This is a genomic window from Caballeronia mineralivorans PML1(12) (assembly GCF_001028175.1).
GTDB lineage: Bacteria > Pseudomonadota > Gammaproteobacteria > Burkholderiales > Burkholderiaceae > Caballeronia > Caballeronia mineralivorans.
Map to the genome: position 1 here is coordinate 21,976 of NZ_AEJF01000229.1, position 15,061 is coordinate 37,036.

A 15,061-nucleotide genomic window follows, 5' to 3' on the forward strand; every position below is an offset into this window, starting at 1 on the left:
CGGCGGTCCCAGCGAGAGACAGAAGTATCCAGGAGGGGGTCATGGCGGACATTGCAGCACCTGAACTAAAGTCGGGCAAGGCATCACAGCCTGCCAAACTGGTCGAGATGAACTGGGATCCGATCACGCGGATCGTCGGCAGTCTCGGCATCTATACGAAGATCGATTTCGAGCAGCGCAAGGTCGCCGAGTGCTACAGCACGTCGTCGATTTTTCGCGGCTACAGCATCTTCATGAAGGGCAAGGATCCGCGCGACTCGCACTTCATTACCAGCCGTATCTGCGGCATCTGCGGCGATAACCACGCGACCTGCTCGGTGTATGCGCAGAACATGGCCTACGGCGTGAAACCGCCGAACATGGCGGAGTGGATCGTCAATCTCGGCGAAGCGGCCGAGTACATGTTCGACCACAACATCTTCCAGGACAACCTGGTGGGCGTGGATTTCTGCGAGCAGATGGTCAAGGAAACGAACCCGGGTGTCTGGGCGAAAGCGCAAAAGGCCGCCTCGCCACATGCGGAGATCCACGGCTACAAGACCATCGCGGACATCATGACCGCGTCGAATCCGTTCACCGGCGAGTTCTATCGCGAGACGCTGCATGTCAGCCGTTATACGCGGGAGATGTTCTGCCTGATGGAAGGACGTCACGTGCATCCGTCGACGCTGTATCCCGGGGGCGTGGGGACAGTGCCGACCGTGCAGTTGTTCACCGACTACATCACGCGGCTGATGAAGTATGTGGAGTTCATGAAGAAAGTCGTGCCGTTGCACGACGACCTGTTCGACTTCTTTTATGAAGCGCTACCGGGTTACGAGGAAGTGGGTCGCCGGAGGATTCTGCTGGGGTGCTGGGGATCGTTCCAGGACCCGGACGTGTGCGACTACAACTACAAGACCATGACCGACTGGGGCCGCAGCATGTTCGTCACGCCGGGCGTGGTGGTGGACGGCGAACTAGTGACAACCGATCTGGTCGAGATCAACCTGAACATCCGCATCCTGCTCGGCAGCTCGTTCTATGAGGACTGGGATCACGAAGAAACGTTTGTTCGTCAGGACCCGTTGGGCAACCCGATTGACCGCAAACATCCCTGGAACCAGACCACCTTGCCGCGGCCGCAAAAACGCAAGTTCGACGGCAACTATACGTGGGTGATGTCGCCACGCTGGTACGACAAACGCACCGGCGATTACCTTGCACTCGATACCGGCGGCGGTCCGATCGCACGTTTGTGGACGACCGCGCTCGCAGGTCTGGTGGATATCGGCTATGTGAAGTCGACGGGCCACAGCGTGAAGATCTATTTGCCGAAGACGGCGCTCAAACCCGAAGTCGAGTTCGAATGGAACATTCCAAAGTGGAGCAACGCGATCGAACGTGACCGCGCGCGCACTTACTTCCAGGCGTATGCGGCAGCTTGTGCGCTGCATTTCGCGGAGAAGGCGCTGGCCGAATTGCATGCGGGCCACACGCGCACCTTCACGCCGTTCCAGGTGCCCGATGAAGCCATCGGCTGTGGTTTTCATGAAGCGGTGCGTGGGGTGCTGTCGCATCACCTCGTGATCAAGGGCGGCAAGATTGCGAACTATCATCCGTATCCGCCGACCCCGTGGAACGCAAATCCGCGCGATATCTACGGCACGCCTGGACCGTACGAAGACGCGGTGCAGAACACGCCGATCTTCGAAGAGAACGGGCCGGACAAGTTCAAAGGCATCGACATCATGCGCGCGGTGCGCAGCTTCGATCCGTGCCTGCCGTGTGGCGTCCATATGTACGTGGGAGATGGCAAGACCGTCGATGTCGCGCATTCGCCGACCTTCGGCGTTCCGTCGGGCATGAAACCGGGAGGGCACTTATGAGCGGCGCGCGCGTGCTTGAAGAACAACAACAGCGCATCGACGAACTGATTGCAGCACTGGCGGCGCTGGACAACAAGCATGCGCGAGACATTGCGCAAGCGTTGCTGCAGGTGGTGCTTGATCTGCATGCAAGTGGTCTTGCGCGGCTGGCCGAAATCGTGACGGAGGCAGACGGCGCCGACGGGCCGATTGTCGCCCGGCTCATGCAGGACAAGCAGGTCAGCGCATTATTGTTGCTGCATGGACTGCATCCGCAGGATCTGGCAAGCCGGGTGCGGCACGCGGTCGAAGGGCTGCGCGCCCCGCTCGGTGCGCAAGGCATGGGGATCGAACTGGTCGATGCGCGGGAGGACCTGGTACGCGTTCGTCTGGCGGGCGTGCTGACTGGCAAGCACGTCACGCCTGCCGATGTGCAGAACGATATCGAGCGGGCAATTTTCGAACAGGCGCCGGACGTAGCGCACATTGAAATAGACGGGATGCCGGACGTCAATGTCCATGAGCTGCGGTTTGTTGCAACGCTGCCTACATCATGAACGCGCGCGGGGAGGGTCAACCCGGGCAACCCGGACAACCCGGCTGGGTTGCCGCGTTGCGGACGTTTGCCCGGCCACCGGTGACGACGTTATGCGAACTGTGTGGCGAACCGCTCGACAATGTCCATCCGCATCTGGTCGAACCGGAGCAGCACGCGCTGCGTTGCTGCTGCCGCGCGTGTGCGCTGCTGTTCGGCAATCAGCAGAATGCGCGATATAAGCGGGTGCCGGAACGCGGTACCTGGCTCGGCGGCTTTCATCTCAGCGACGAACAATGGGACGCGCTGGCGATCCCGATCGGTATCGCGTTTTTCTACCGGGATTCGGCGGCGCAACGCGTGATCGCGATGTATCCCGGTGCGGCCGGTGCGATGCAGTCGTCGCTCGATCTGAACGCGTGGGATCGTCTCGTTGTCGATAACCCCATCCTCGATACCCTCGAACCCGACGTTGAAGCGCTGTTGGTCAACCGCGTGGAAGGCGCACGTGAGTATTATCGCGTGCCTATCGACCAGTGTTATGCGCTGACCGGCGTGATTCGTGTGCGCTGGCGTGGCTTGTCGGGCGGTGTCGATGCATGGCGTGCGATCCATGCCTGTTTCGCCGCGCTGAAAGCGGGCGAGCGTTTGCCCGAGGGAGTGCCGAATGCCTGATCTTGACTTCGTCGTCGAGGGTGCAGAGGTCGCGCTGCATTCGGTGTCGCCGCTGCTGTTGTTCAAGCTGCGGGTGACCAATATGAAAACACCGAACGCGTCGAACACGCACGACGAGATAGCGAGCCTCGCGCTGCATTGCCAAATCCAGATAGAAGCGACCCGGCGTAGTTACGAGCCGGTCGATCAGGCGCGGCTTAGCGAATTGTTCGGCGTCCCGCAACGCTGGTCGCAAACATTGCGGACCCTATTGTGGACGCATGCGAACGCCGCTGTTCCTTCGTTTGCCGATACCTGCACGGTCGACCTGCCGGTGCCGTGCACGTTCGACTTCAATGTCGCGGCGACGAAGTATTTCGATGCGCTGGGAGACGGAGAGATTCCGTTGATGCTGCAATTCAGCGGCACTATTTTTTATCGCGACAGCGACGGCACGTTGCAAGTCGCGCGTGTTCCGTGGCACAAGGAAGCAGCGTTCCGCCTGCCGGTCGCAACGTGGCGCGCGATGCGCGATTACTACTACCCGAACAGCGCATGGCTGTGCGTGCAGCGCGGCGTGTACGAGCGGCTGGAGCGCTACCGTATCGAGCGGGGATTAACCGGCTGGGACGAGGCACTGACTGCCTTGCTGGACGATAGTCGCAGCGAACAGGCGTGGCCCGCGCAGGGAGGGTTGCAATGAACCCCATCGACGGGATCGTTCAGGCCGTGCTGTACGAGGGATACATGCTGTATCCGTACCGTGCGTCCTCGGTCAAGAACCGGCAGCGCTGGACCTTTGGCAGCGTGTATCCGCGAGCATGGGCCGACTGGTCCGGCAGCGATGCTTCGATGATGCAGACCGAATGCGTGATCGAAGGCGACGACGAAACGAGTGTAACGGTGCGTCCGTGTTTCCTGCATCTGATCGAACGGGACGTGCGTGAGTTGAACGAACCTGCGGCTGCATGGACGGGCGCAGATGAATTGTCGTCGCGGCCGGTGGCGTCGCTGGAAGTGGGCGGGCGGCGTTTCGACGCGTGGCAGGAGGCCGGGGAGCAGCACGTCGAGGTTCCGGCGCTGACGCTGGATGAATTGTGTATCGCGGGGCTGCGCCTGCCGTTTTCGCTACCCGGAAGCCGTGTTGTCGAACCGCTGATGGAGGCGGACGGCCGCGTGCTCGGCGCGCTCGTGCGTACAAGGGCGGCTATCGATGGCCGTGTGGAATGCTGTGCAACACGACTCGCTGAGCGCACCTTCCGGCTCACGGTACGCATAGTCAACGCCACGCCGGTTGACGAACCGCAGCGCTTGAATCGCGATGCGGCTTCGTCGTTCGCCTTGCTGTCATGCCACGCAGTGCTGGCGGTGGAGGGCGCCGCGTTCGTCTCGTCGATCGAGCCGCCGGACGAGCTCGCCGAAGCGGTTGCCTCTTGCATGAACATCGGTTTGTGGCCGGTGCTGGTCGGCTCCGCCGAGCGGCGCGACACCATGCTCGCGGCGCCGATCATCCTCTACGACTATCCCCAGGTAGCGCCGGAAAGCGCCGGCGATCTCTTCGATGCCACCGAGATCGACGAGATCCTGACGCTGCGAATCCTCACCATGACGGACGCCGAGAAACGCGAGATGGCCGCGGGCGACGAACGTTCGCGCGCGCTGCTCGAACGCACGGAAAACCTGTCCGCGAGCGACTTGCAGCGCCTGCACGGGACCTTGCGCGAAGTGCGGGTGGATACGGGGGGCTGGCCGGATGTATCGGAGGAATCAGGAGACCAACCCAACGCCGCTGCTCCATGGGCCGAGCTCGACGCCAAGCCGCGGCTCGTTTGCGTCAACGTCGACGGCGTGGCGTTGCAGGTAGGCTCACGCGTCGTGCTGCATCCCCACGCGCGCGCCGATATCTTCGACCTGGCCTTGCGCGATCAGATAGCGACCATCGAATCGATCGAGCGCGATTTCGAGGGCAACGTCCATGTGGCGGTAACGATCGACTGCGATCCGGGGCGCGACTTCGGACTGGCGCGCATGCCGGGTCATCGCTTCTTTTTTTCGCCCGACGAGATCGAACCGTTGCGCGAGGAGCGGTCGTCATGACCTCGATCCTGGTGGCCGGAGTCGGCAACGTATTCCTTGGCGACGACGGTTTCGGCGTCGAAGTCGTGCGGCGTCTGCACGCAAGACGACGCGATGCCTGGCCGCCGGATATTCGTGTGATCGACTATGGCATCCGGGGGATCGATCTGTATTACGCGCTGCTGGACGGCGTAGACCTTGCCATCCTCGTCGATGCAACGCATCGCGATGGACCGCCCGGGACGCTGTACGTGATCGAACCTTCTACAAATAACACTAATGAAGGTTTCAAAGGCGATGCCCCGCCCGTTCTGTTATCACCGCACGATCTGGATCCGGCGAAAGTCCTTCAGGCAGTGGCGGCGATGGATGGCGAAGTGGGGCGTATCGTCCTGATTGGTTGTGAGCCGGAAAGTCTGGGCACGGAGGAGGGGCAGGAAGGTCGCATGGGACTGAGCGAACCCGTCGCGGCGGCAGTGAAGGAAGCGGTAGAAACCATTGAAACGATGCTCGAAAACACGCAGGCGCAGACCACCGTGGTCAACGCCGGGCGCGTGTCGCAAGACCACTGGAGAGCATGATGAAGCTCTTGATGAAGTACTTGTTATTGCCGGCATTGATTGTCGGCATTGCGGCGAACCTGAAGGATATCCGCCGCTATATCCGCATTCGCAACATGTGACGGGCACGGCCATGAGCCCGTGCCCGTCACCGGTTCGCGACGAACCGCCCGTGATATCGCGGGTCGGTGCGGTTATTCGTGTGCGCGGACTGGTGCAGGGTGTGGGTTTCAGGCCAGCGGTATGGCGCCTTGCGCGCGATTGCGGTGTGAGTGGCGATGTATGCAACGACAGCGAAGGCGTGCTGATCCACGCATGGGCCGACGCAACCACACTCGATGATTTTGTCGCGGGCTTGCGCAGCGGCTGTCCGCCGCTTGGGCGGATCGATGCCATCGAGCGTTACGCGCTCCACCAGATACCGCCGCCTTACGGCGGGTTTCGGATTGTCGCGAGCGAGGGCGGGCAGGCGCATACCGGGGTGGTGCCGGACGCGGTAACGTGCCGTGCTTGTATCGACGAGACCTTCGATCCGTCGAGCCGTCGATACGGTTACGCGTTCACGAACTGCACGCACTGCGGGCCGCGCTTGTCGATCGTTCAGGCGATCCCTTATGACCGCCCGAATACAACGATGGCGGTGTTTCCGCTATGTGCCGCGTGCAGAAGCGAGTATGACGATCCGGCCGACCGGCGCTTTCATGCGCAACCGGTTGCATGTCCGGCTTGCGGACCGCACCTATGGCTGGAGCGAGCCGATGGCGCGCTCGAACAAGGTGATCCGCTGGATGCCACGCGTTGCTTGATCCAGCGCGGCGAGATCGTCGCGATCAAAGGGCTTGGCGGTTTTCAGCTTGCGTGCGCCGCGGCGGATCATGCGGCAGTTGCGAAATTGCGTGCGCTGAAACATCGCGAGCGCAAGCCGTTCGCCCTGCTGGCGCGTGACGTGGCGATGATCGAACGTTACTGCGTGGTGAGCGACGCGGACAAGGTCCTGCTGGCAAGCGCAGCCGGGCCGATCGTCATCATGCCGATGATCGATCGCGGCGCAAGCGATCCGTTTCCGGGCGTTGTACCGGGCATCGCCACGCTCGGTTTTATGCTGCCTTCAACGCCGCTGCATCATCTGATGATGCAACCGCTCGACAGCCCGGTCGTGCTGACCAGCGGCAATCTCGCCGACGAACCGCAATGCATCGATAACGACGAAACCCGCACACGTCTCGCAGGCATGGCCGATGCGTTTCTGATGCACGACCGCGATATCGCGCGGCGCGTGGACGATTCCGTCGCGCGGGTCATGGGCGGCGTACCGCGGTTGCTGCGCCGCTCGCGCGGTTATGCGCCCGCGCCGCTGCGTTTGCCGCGCGATTTTTCTAGTGCACCCGCGATTCTTGCGATGGGCGCGCAGCAGAAAAACACATTCTGCCTGCTGCGCGATGGCGAAGCGGTCGTCTCGCATCACATCGGCGAACTGGAGAACGGCGAGACGTATCGCGATTACATGGCGTCGCTCGCGCGTTATCAGCATCTATTCGAACACGACGCGCGTTTTGTCGCGGTCGACCTGCATCCCGAGTATCTGTCGCGCAAGCTTGGCATCGATATCGCGCGGCAACGGCATTTACCGCTGGCCGAGATCCAGCACCATCACGCGCATTTTGCAGCGTGTCTTGCGGAAAACGATATCGGCTTGGATACGGAGGTGCTCGGCATCGTGCTCGACGGGCTGGGCATGGGCTTGGACAACGCGCTTTGGGGCGGCGAATTTTTGCTCGGTGGATACGTGGATTTCGAGCGATTGGCTAACTTCACACCGGTCGCGTTGCCTGGAGGTGCGCACGCGATCCATGAGCCGTGGCGCAACACGTATGCACATCTGCGTGCCAGCCTCGGATGGCGGCGTTTCGTGAAGCAGTACGCGAAACTGGAACTCCATCGTTTCCTCGCCGACCGGCCGCTGACGGTCCTCGATCAGATGATCGACGGCGGGATCAATAGTCCGGCCGCGAGCTCGGCGGGCCGTCTGTTCGATGCTGTCGCCGCGGCGCTAGGCGTCTGTCGCGAACGTGTGCAATACGAAGGACAGGCTGCGATCGAACTCGAAGCGCTGATCGATACACGCACGCTCCATGACGAAGACGATGCGCTGGCGTATCCATTCGGCATCGTGGAAACGAATGGGCCGTCGTTAATCGACCCGCAGCCGATGTGGATAGCGCTGCTCGACGACTTGCTGCGTCCCACGCCGGTACCGGTAATCGCCGCACGTTTTCACAAGGGCCTCGCGATCGCCCTAGTGCAGATGACCAGCCGTTTGCTTGCATCCACGAAGGTCAATACCGTCGCGCTCTCCGGCGGCGTCATGCAGAACCGCGTGCTGTTCGAACAACTCACCGTGCGCCTGGCAGCGCGCGGCCTGAATGTGCTGGCACATCGCCAGGTGCCGTCTAACGACGGCGGCATCGCGCTGGGGCAAGCGGCAATAACTGCCGCGCGTGCCCTTGCGTCCGCGTATGTTGAACCACGGAGTACGTCATGTGCTTAGGCATTCCGGGACAGATCGTCGAGATCCGCGACGCGGACAATAACCTCGCATTAGTCGATGTAGGCGGGGTGCAGCGGGTCATCAATATCGCGTTCGTAGTGGATGACGACCGGCCGCTGTCCGCGTGTGTCGGTGACTGGGTGCTCGTGCATGTCGGCTTCGCGATGAGCCGTCTCGACGAGGCCGAAGCCATGCGCACGCTTGCGCTATTGCGTGAACTCGGCGAAGCGCAAGCGGAGATGGCCGCGATGATGGAAGGGGGCGGTGAGCTGCCACCCCCTGAGCAGTTTTACAACCACAACGGAGCCCGCCATGACTGAACATCGGGCGCTACAGGGGCTATATCCGTTCCTCCACGGCGATCATCAGGACGCGGCGAAACTTGATGCCGCGCTGCTCGAATCGATCGCGCAGAAGGCGCAGGCGAGCATCGACGCGAAGCGTACGTTTTTCGCGGATAACGCCGCGGCCGTGGTCGCCGTCGCGCATGCGATTGCGGATGTTTATCGTCGTGACGGCAGGCTATTTTCAATGGGCAACGGAGGGTCGAGTTGCGATGCCGCGCACATCGCAGTGGAGTTTCTGCATCCCGTAACTGCCGGACGTCCGGCGCTCACCGCTGTCAATCTCGTCGCCGATACCGCGATGATGACGGCCGTGGGCAACGACGTCGGTTTCGCGCATATCTACGTACGGCAACTGGTAGCGCAGGCGCGTCGCGGCGACGGGTTGATCGGTGTATCGACGAGCGGCAATTCCGACAACCTGCTCGCTGCATTCGCCAAGGCGCGCGAGATGGGCGTGGTGACCATCGGCCTCGCAGGGCACGACGGCGGCAAGATGGCAGCGCCGGGTGCGCTCGATCATTGCCTTGTGGTACCGAGCGACAGCATTCATCGCATCCAGGAAACGCACGTCGCGATTTATCACATCTTGTGGGACCTCGTCCATACGTTGCTCGCCGATGAACGCGGCAGCCTGGGTGTTCCCGACGCAGCGGAGCGCGCGTCATGAAATACGTCGACGAATTCCGCGATCCGGACAAAGCGCGCACACTTACGCAGGAGATCCGCAAGCTGGTCGAGCGCATCGTGCGCGACCGTGGCGGCTTAAAGCGGCCCTTGCAGATCATGGAAGTCTGCGGCGGCCACACGCATTCCATTTTCAGGTACGGGATTCACCAGATGCTGCCGCCCGAGGTCGAGTTCGTCCACGGCCCCGGATGCCCGGTCTGCGTCTTGCCGATGGGCCGCGTGGACGATTGCGTCGCGCTCGCCGAGCGGCCCGAAGTGATCTTCACGACCTTCGGCGACGCGATGCGGGTACCCGGTTCGCGCAAGAGCCTGCTGAAAGCGAAAGCCGATGGAGCAGATGTACGGATGGTCTATTCGCCGCTCGACGCGCTTGCGCTTGCACGTGCCAATCCGCATCGCGAGGTGATCTTCTTCGGGTTAGGTTTCGAGACCACGATGCCAAGCACCGCGATGACCGTGCTCCAAGCTCACGCCCAACGCATCAATAACTTCTCGCTGTTCTGCAATCACATCACGATCATTCCGACGATCAAGGCCATCCTCGACTCGCCCGACCTGCATCTCGACGGTTTTCTTGGACCCGGACATGTCAGCATGGTGATCGGCACGCGACCGTACCGTTTTATTGCCGAGCATTATCGGCGGCCAATCACCGTCGCCGGGTTCGAACCGCTCGATGTGCTGCAATCGGTGTGGATGGTGCTGCGGCAGATCGCCGAAGGCCGCTGCGAAGTGGAGAACCAGTACGGCAGGATCGTGCCGGAAGACGGCAATGCGCAGGCACTGTCGGCGATCGAGCAGGTGTTCGAGTTGCGCGAGTTCTTCGAATGGCGTGGCCTGGGATCGATCGATCATTCAGGCGTACGGATACGCGAGCCGTTCGCCGCATTCGATGCCGAACGCAAGTTCCCCGTCGCCAACCTGAAGATCGCCGATCCTAAATCCTGCCAGTGTGGCGAAGTGCTCAAGGGCGTTATCAAGCCGCAGCAGTGCAAGGTGTTCGGCACCGCGTGCACGCCGGAGACGCCGCTCGGCTCGCTGATGGTGTCAAGCGAAGGCGCATGCGCGGCGCATTACCGTTATGCCCGCATCGATACATCGGCGTTGTATGCGCGCGGTGCTGCGTCGGACAAGCTCAAGCAGGGAGTACAGGCATGAATGACCGGATCGGCAGGCTACGCGATGTCACGATCAATCTTGCGCACGGCGGCGGCGGCCGGGCAATGCGCGATCTGATCGAGGACGTGTTCGTCATCGCCTTCGATAACCCCGCGCTCGCCTCGCTCGAAGACCAGGCGGTATTTCCGCTCGCGGACCTCGCGCGGTTGGGCGACCGGCTTGCGTTCACCACCGATAGCTATGTCGTCGACCCGTTGTTTTTTCCGGGTGGTGACATCGGCACGCTAGCGGTATCGGGCACGGTCAACGACCTCGCCATGTCTGGTGCAAAACCCCTGTTTCTATCGTGCGGGATGGTGATCGAAGAGGGGCTTGCAGTGGATGTTCTGCGTCGCGTGGCAGCCAGCATGCAGCGTGTCGCGATCGAAGCCGGCGTGTCGATTGTCACCGGCGACACCAAGGTCGTCGAGCGTGGCTGCGCGGACAAACTGTTCATCAATACAGCAGGCATTGGCGTCGTTCCACCGGGAGTGAATATATCTGCGCGCCGTGCGCAAGCGGGCGACGTGGTGATCGTGAACGGCTTTCTCGGCGATCACGGCGCGGCAATTTTGGTCGCGCGGCAGCAGCTTGCACTGCAAGCCGATATTGCAAGCGATTGCGCGCCGCTGGGTTCGCTGGTCGATGCGATGCTGGGCGCGTGCAAGGACATTCATTGCATGCGCGATGCGACGCGCGGTGGCGTTGCTACGGTGCTGAACGAGTTCGCGGTGTCGTCCGGTGTGGCGATCCGCATCCAGGAAAACGCGCTGCCCATTCGCGAGGAAGTGAAGGGCGCCTGCGAGATCCTCGGCCTTGATCCGTTGTATCTCGCGAACGAAGGCAAGCTGGTTGCGCTGGTTCCTCCGTATGCCGCGCAACGCGTGCTTGCGGCGATGCATGCGCACCCGGCTGGCACACGGGCGGCGATCATTGGCGAAGTGGTAGCGGAGCCCACGGGCATCGTGGTGCTGCACACAGTGTTTGGCGGACAGCGCATCGTCGACATGCTGACGGGCGAGCAATTGCCGCGGATCTGTTAGCGAGTTTCGGGCACAAGGGGCGCAGCGTCATGCATGAACTGAGCATCGCGAATAGTGTCGTCGAGCTGTGCGCCGAACGCGCGATGGGCGCACGGGTGCTGAGCGTGACGCTGGAGATCGGCCGGTTGTCGGCGGTGATGCCCGACGCGATCCGCTTTTGCTTTGACGTTTGCGCGAAAGATACGGTGGTGGAAGGCGCGGCGCTGGAGATTGTGGAGACGCCGGGGCGCGCTCGCTGCCTGGACTGTGGCGGTAGCGTGGCCATGACCGACCTGCTAGATCGATGCGAGTGCGGAAGCGTCAACCTCGAACTGCTGGCCGGCAGCGAGCTGAAGATAAAACAGATGGAGGTGGTCTGATGTGTACCACATGCGGTTGCTCTAAAGGCGCAGGCACGGTCATGACAGACCCTGAGACCGGCGAGCGGATTGAAACGCCGGCGCAAGGGGAAAGCGGTGCTGCGCGCGAGCCGGGTTCGTGGCGGAAGCTTGCGGCCGGGCCGGGCGTCGGGAGCGTGGCCGCGCATCTGCACGCGCGGGCGCATCAGCATGGTCATGCTCACGCCCATGCTCATGCGCATGGTGGACACGAGCACGTTCACCACCACTATATGCAGGCGCCCGAAGCCGGCGCTGCGCACTTGGAAAATCACCCGAACACTGAACACGCGCCCACAACCGAAGCCGCGATCTCTGCTGCAACCCACGGCACGACGATCGCACTCGAACAGGACGTGCTCGCGAAAAACCAGTCGATAGCCGAACGCAATCGCGGCTGGCTGGCAAGCCGCCGGATCACCGCGCTGAATCTGGTCAGCTCGCCGGGGGCAGGCAAGACCACGCTGCTTGAACGTACTATCCGCGATCTGCACGATCTACACGACACGCAACCGATCCAGGTAATCGAAGGCGACCAGGCGACCCTCAACGACGCCGAGCGAATCCGCGCGACCGGTTGCCGCGTGGTCCAGATCAATACCGGTACTGGCTGTCATCTCGATGCCGGCATGGTGTCGCGTGCGCTGGAGCAACTCGACCCGCCGCGCCATTCGTGGCTGATGATCGAGAACGTCGGCAATCTCGTGTGCCCTGCGTTATTCGATCTCGGCGAGCAGGCGAAGGTCGTGATCCTGTCCGTCACCGAGGGCGAAGACAAGCCACTCAAATATCCGCACATGTTCCGCGCAAGCCGCCTGATGCTGCTGAACAAGATCGACCTGCTGCCGCACTTGCGTTTCGACGTCGAGCGTTGCATTGCGTATGCGCGGCAGGTGAATCCTGTAATCGAGGTACTGCAGGTATCCGCTGAAACGGGCGCAGGGATGGAGGCGTGGTATGCGTGGTTGCAAGCGACAGCGTTAGCCGAAGTTGGAGAAACAGTGCGTTAAGGCGTGAACCGGGCGGTCGGAACGTGAAAGGTATGAGTGCGGGGCTCATGATGCTAAAAAACATGTCTCAGCTTTTCAACGACCGCCCGACGAGTCTTCGGCACAAGATTACCGGCATCTACGCGTTTCTGCTCGTGCTGAATGTAGTGGCGTGGGCATGGGCGCTAACGGCTTTTTACGGGCAGCCGGCACTGCTCGGCACGGCGCTTCTCGCCTATACGTTCGGGCTTCGCCACGCCGTGGATGCGGACCACATAGCCGCTATCGATAACGTCACCCGCAAGCTGCTCCACATCGGCCGCAGTCCGCTCGCCGCCGGCTTGTTCTTCTCGCTCGGGCACTCGACGGTCGTGGTCGCGCTGACCGTCGCTGTAGCCTTCGCGGCCACTGCGCTGACGACGCATTTCGATGCCCTGAGAGGCATCGGCGGCCTCATCGGCACCGGCATTTCGGCGATGTTCCTGTTCGTCCTGGCCTTCGCGAACCTGGTTGTGCTGGCGTCCGTGATCAGGACGTTTCGCGCCGTTCGCCGCGGTGAGCCGCTGGTCGAAACGGACCTCGACCTGCTGCTGAACAATCGCGGTTTCCTCTCGCGTTTGCTTCGGCCGTTGTTCAAGCTGGTATCGCGCAGCTGGCATCTTTACCCGGTGGGTTTCCTGTTCGGACTCGGATTCGACACCGCGACCGAGGTGGCGTTGTTCGGCATTTCGGCTGCCCAGGCGTCGCACGGCGTGTCGTTCTGGTCGGTGCTCGTGTTGCCGATTTTATTCACCGCGGGCATGTCGCTGGTCGATACCACCGATGGCATCCTGATGCTCGGTGCTTATCGCTGGGCCTTTGTCCGGCCCATGCGCAAGCTTTACTACAACATCACGATCACGTTCGTGTCGGTGGTGGTCGCGGTGCTGATCGGCGGTATCGAGGTACTGGGTTTGCTTCAAGACCGCTTGGGGCTGAAGGGCGTCTTCTGGGATGCGATCGGCAGCCTCAACGAGCACTTCGGGCTGTTGGGCTACATCGTGATCGGCGTATTCATCGTGAGCTGGATCGTCTCCATAGCCATCTACAAGCTGAGGCGCTACGACGATATCAACGTGAAAACGCTATGACGTCAGCGCTGGAATAAATTGTAAGGAGTATCTACAGCCCAGTGGATCCAGAGTTTCCATGGGCCTTCGTGAACGCCTCGCGCCGCAAGAGCAGGTAAACTCTGCGGACTACAACCCCCAACCCGGACCGCCGGGGAGTTTTCTGCTAGCGTATAACCGGTTATCGGCATCAAAGAAGGAAGACGCATGATCAAACTTCATCCGAGACTGCAACTCGATCCGGATGCAGCGTCCGAGCGTCGCTGGCCTGTTACAGGATATCCCCTCACACTGAAGGTCACTGCTGCCTGGCACGCGCTTGCGCTGGCGGGCTGCGCCGCCGCGCCTGAAATGTGGCCATGGTGGCTGGCAGGCACGGCGCTCAACCACGCGACAGTCACGGTAGCGGGACTATGGCCGCGTTCGACGCTGCTCGGTCCCAACTGGACGCGCTTGCCTGCCATCCCCCGCAATGCAAACGCCATTGCGCTCACGCTGGACGACGGTCCCGACCCAGTCGTGACGCCCCAGGTCCTCGATCTGCTCGATGCATACGAGGTACGCGCCACGTTTTTCCTGATCGGCGAACGTGCGCGCCGCTATCCCGCGCTGACCCGCGAGATTGTCGCGCGCGGGCATAGCGTGGAGAACCACTCGCAGAAGCACGTGCATACGTTTTCCGTGACGGGCATGGGCGCGCTGAGCCGGGAAATCGATGCGGCACAGCGCACGCTGACGGAACTGACCGGCGAGCGGCCGGCTTTCTTTCGCGCACCGGCGGGCTTGCGCAATGTCCTGCTCGAGCCGGTCTTGCAAAAGTTCGATTTAAGGCTGGCCGCCTGGACGCGACGCGGCTTCGATACGCGCGAACGCGATCCGGAGGTCGTCGCACAGAGGTTGCTGCGCGATCTGGCACCGCGGGACATCCTGCTGCTCCATGATGGCGACGCCGCGACCACCGACGACGGTCAGCCCGTCCTGCTCTCGGTATTACCCCGTGTCATCGGCGCCGCTAAAAAGCAAGGGCTGCACTTCGTGACATTACGGGAAGCCTTCTGACTTCCCGGCTGCAGCTCGTACGCGAGTCGTCCGGGAAAATCGGCAGACGATTAAGTAAGAGACGTTACGCAT

16 protein-coding genes are annotated in these 15,061 nt (G+C 61.9%); all 16 read left to right on the forward strand.

The features are described 5' to 3' along the window. Nucleotides 1–41 precede the first annotated feature (41 nt). The 16 genes from EOS_RS37345 (at nucleotide 42) to EOS_RS37415 (ending at nucleotide 14,989) form a co-directional block, all read left to right on the forward strand. Nucleotides 42–1,868, forward strand: a complete 1,827-nt coding sequence (locus tag EOS_RS37345; RefSeq protein ID WP_047897246.1) for a nickel-dependent hydrogenase large subunit — start codon at nucleotides 42–44, stop codon at nucleotides 1,866–1,868. Beyond that, nucleotides 1,865–2,404, forward strand: coding sequence for a NifU family protein (locus EOS_RS37350; protein ID WP_047897247.1), 540 nt, complete (start codon nucleotides 1,865–1,867; stop codon nucleotides 2,402–2,404). Before EOS_RS37345 ends, EOS_RS37350 begins: the two co-directional genes overlap by 4 nt. Then, nucleotides 2,401–3,057: a DUF5947 family protein gene (locus tag EOS_RS37355; protein ID WP_053064181.1), complete on the forward strand. Its 657-nt coding sequence runs from the start codon at nucleotides 2,401–2,403 to the stop codon at nucleotides 3,055–3,057. The genes EOS_RS37350 and EOS_RS37355 overlap by 4 nt, the downstream gene beginning before the upstream one ends. Continuing rightward, on the forward strand, nucleotides 3,050–3,739 hold the full coding sequence (locus EOS_RS37360; RefSeq protein ID WP_047897248.1) for a DUF6084 family protein: 690 nt from the start codon (nucleotides 3,050–3,052) through the stop codon (nucleotides 3,737–3,739). The genes EOS_RS37355 and EOS_RS37360 overlap by 8 nt, the downstream gene beginning before the upstream one ends. Beyond that, nucleotides 3,736–5,133: a hypothetical protein gene (locus EOS_RS37365; RefSeq protein ID WP_047897249.1), complete on the forward strand. Its 1,398-nt coding sequence runs from the start codon at nucleotides 3,736–3,738 to the stop codon at nucleotides 5,131–5,133. Before EOS_RS37360 ends, EOS_RS37365 begins: the two co-directional genes overlap by 4 nt. Continuing rightward, entirely contained in the window at nucleotides 5,130–5,693 is a 564-nt protein-coding gene (locus EOS_RS37370; RefSeq protein WP_047897250.1) for a hydrogenase maturation protease, read from the forward strand. Before EOS_RS37365 ends, EOS_RS37370 begins: the two co-directional genes overlap by 4 nt. After that, nucleotides 5,690–5,794, forward strand: a complete 105-nt coding sequence (locus EOS_RS49450; RefSeq protein WP_407639216.1) for a DUF6893 family small protein — start codon at nucleotides 5,690–5,692, stop codon at nucleotides 5,792–5,794. The genes EOS_RS37370 and EOS_RS49450 overlap by 4 nt, the downstream gene beginning before the upstream one ends. An 11-nt stretch (nucleotides 5,795–5,805) precedes the next feature. After that, nucleotides 5,806–8,220 (forward strand): carbamoyltransferase HypF, encoded by a 2,415-nt coding sequence (gene hypF, locus EOS_RS37375; protein ID WP_082163668.1) that lies wholly within the window; start codon nucleotides 5,806–5,808, stop codon nucleotides 8,218–8,220. Further along, nucleotides 8,211–8,540 (forward strand): HypC/HybG/HupF family hydrogenase formation chaperone, encoded by a 330-nt coding sequence (locus EOS_RS37380; protein WP_047897251.1) that lies wholly within the window; start codon nucleotides 8,211–8,213, stop codon nucleotides 8,538–8,540. Before hypF ends, EOS_RS37380 begins: the two co-directional genes overlap by 10 nt. Beyond that, entirely contained in the window at nucleotides 8,533–9,234 is a 702-nt protein-coding gene (locus EOS_RS37385) for a D-sedoheptulose-7-phosphate isomerase (protein ID WP_047897252.1), read from the forward strand. Before EOS_RS37380 ends, EOS_RS37385 begins: the two co-directional genes overlap by 8 nt. Next, nucleotides 9,231–10,412 carry a hydrogenase formation protein HypD gene (gene hypD / locus EOS_RS37390; RefSeq protein WP_047897253.1) on the forward strand — a complete coding sequence of 394 codons (1,182 nt, stop codon included), beginning with the start codon at nucleotides 9,231–9,233 and terminating at the stop codon, nucleotides 10,410–10,412. Before EOS_RS37385 ends, hypD begins: the two co-directional genes overlap by 4 nt. Beyond that, nucleotides 10,409–11,455: a hydrogenase expression/formation protein HypE gene (hypE, locus tag EOS_RS37395; protein ID WP_047897254.1), complete on the forward strand. Its 1,047-nt coding sequence runs from the start codon at nucleotides 10,409–10,411 to the stop codon at nucleotides 11,453–11,455. The genes hypD and hypE overlap by 4 nt, the downstream gene beginning before the upstream one ends. Before the next feature lie 29 nt (nucleotides 11,456–11,484). Further along, nucleotides 11,485–11,814, forward strand: a complete 330-nt coding sequence (hypA, locus tag EOS_RS37400; RefSeq protein WP_047897255.1) for a hydrogenase maturation nickel metallochaperone HypA — start codon at nucleotides 11,485–11,487, stop codon at nucleotides 11,812–11,814. A gap of 41 nt (nucleotides 11,815–11,855) precedes the next feature. Continuing rightward, the gene (gene hypB, locus EOS_RS37405) at nucleotides 11,856–12,842 is read left to right on the forward strand and encodes a hydrogenase nickel incorporation protein HypB (RefSeq protein ID WP_235443090.1); all 987 of its coding nucleotides are present in this window, start codon (nucleotides 11,856–11,858) and stop codon (nucleotides 12,840–12,842) included. A 50-nt stretch (nucleotides 12,843–12,892) separates the two neighbouring features. Further along, nucleotides 12,893–13,951 carry a HoxN/HupN/NixA family nickel/cobalt transporter gene (locus EOS_RS37410; RefSeq protein WP_047897310.1) on the forward strand — a complete coding sequence of 353 codons (1,059 nt, stop codon included), beginning with the start codon at nucleotides 12,893–12,895 and terminating at the stop codon, nucleotides 13,949–13,951. 186 nt (nucleotides 13,952–14,137) lie between these two features. Then, entirely contained in the window at nucleotides 14,138–14,989 is an 852-nt protein-coding gene (locus EOS_RS37415; protein ID WP_047897256.1) for a polysaccharide deacetylase family protein, read from the forward strand. Nucleotides 14,990–15,061 lie beyond the last annotated feature (72 nt).

Bases quoted from the DNA above. Each gene is read 5' to 3' on its own strand.
- EOS_RS37345 (WP_047897246.1), top strand. From the start codon at position 42: ATGGCGGACATTGCAGCACCTGAACTAAAGTCGGGCAAGGCATCACAG.
- EOS_RS37350 (WP_047897247.1), top strand. From the start codon at position 1,865: ATGAGCGGCGCGCGCGTGCTTGAAGAACAACAACAGCGCATCGACGAA.
- EOS_RS37355 (WP_053064181.1), top strand. From the start codon at position 2,401: ATGAACGCGCGCGGGGAGGGTCAACCCGGGCAACCCGGACAACCCGGC.
- EOS_RS37360 (WP_047897248.1), top strand. From the start codon at position 3,050: ATGCCTGATCTTGACTTCGTCGTCGAGGGTGCAGAGGTCGCGCTGCAT.
- EOS_RS37365 (WP_047897249.1), top strand. From the start codon at position 3,736: ATGAACCCCATCGACGGGATCGTTCAGGCCGTGCTGTACGAGGGATAC.
- EOS_RS37370 (WP_047897250.1), top strand. From the start codon at position 5,130: ATGACCTCGATCCTGGTGGCCGGAGTCGGCAACGTATTCCTTGGCGAC.
- EOS_RS49450 (WP_407639216.1), top strand. From the start codon at position 5,690: ATGATGAAGCTCTTGATGAAGTACTTGTTATTGCCGGCATTGATTGTC.
- hypF (WP_082163668.1), top strand. From the start codon at position 5,806: ATGAGCCCGTGCCCGTCACCGGTTCGCGACGAACCGCCCGTGATATCG.
- EOS_RS37380 (WP_047897251.1), top strand. From the start codon at position 8,211: ATGTGCTTAGGCATTCCGGGACAGATCGTCGAGATCCGCGACGCGGAC.
- EOS_RS37385 (WP_047897252.1), top strand. From the start codon at position 8,533: ATGACTGAACATCGGGCGCTACAGGGGCTATATCCGTTCCTCCACGGC.
- hypD (WP_047897253.1), top strand. From the start codon at position 9,231: ATGAAATACGTCGACGAATTCCGCGATCCGGACAAAGCGCGCACACTT.
- hypE (WP_047897254.1), top strand. From the start codon at position 10,409: ATGAATGACCGGATCGGCAGGCTACGCGATGTCACGATCAATCTTGCG.
- hypA (WP_047897255.1), top strand. From the start codon at position 11,485: ATGCATGAACTGAGCATCGCGAATAGTGTCGTCGAGCTGTGCGCCGAA.
- hypB (WP_235443090.1), top strand. From the start codon at position 11,856: ATGACAGACCCTGAGACCGGCGAGCGGATTGAAACGCCGGCGCAAGGG.
- EOS_RS37410 (WP_047897310.1), top strand. From the start codon at position 12,893: ATGCTAAAAAACATGTCTCAGCTTTTCAACGACCGCCCGACGAGTCTT.
- EOS_RS37415 (WP_047897256.1), top strand. From the start codon at position 14,138: ATGATCAAACTTCATCCGAGACTGCAACTCGATCCGGATGCAGCGTCC.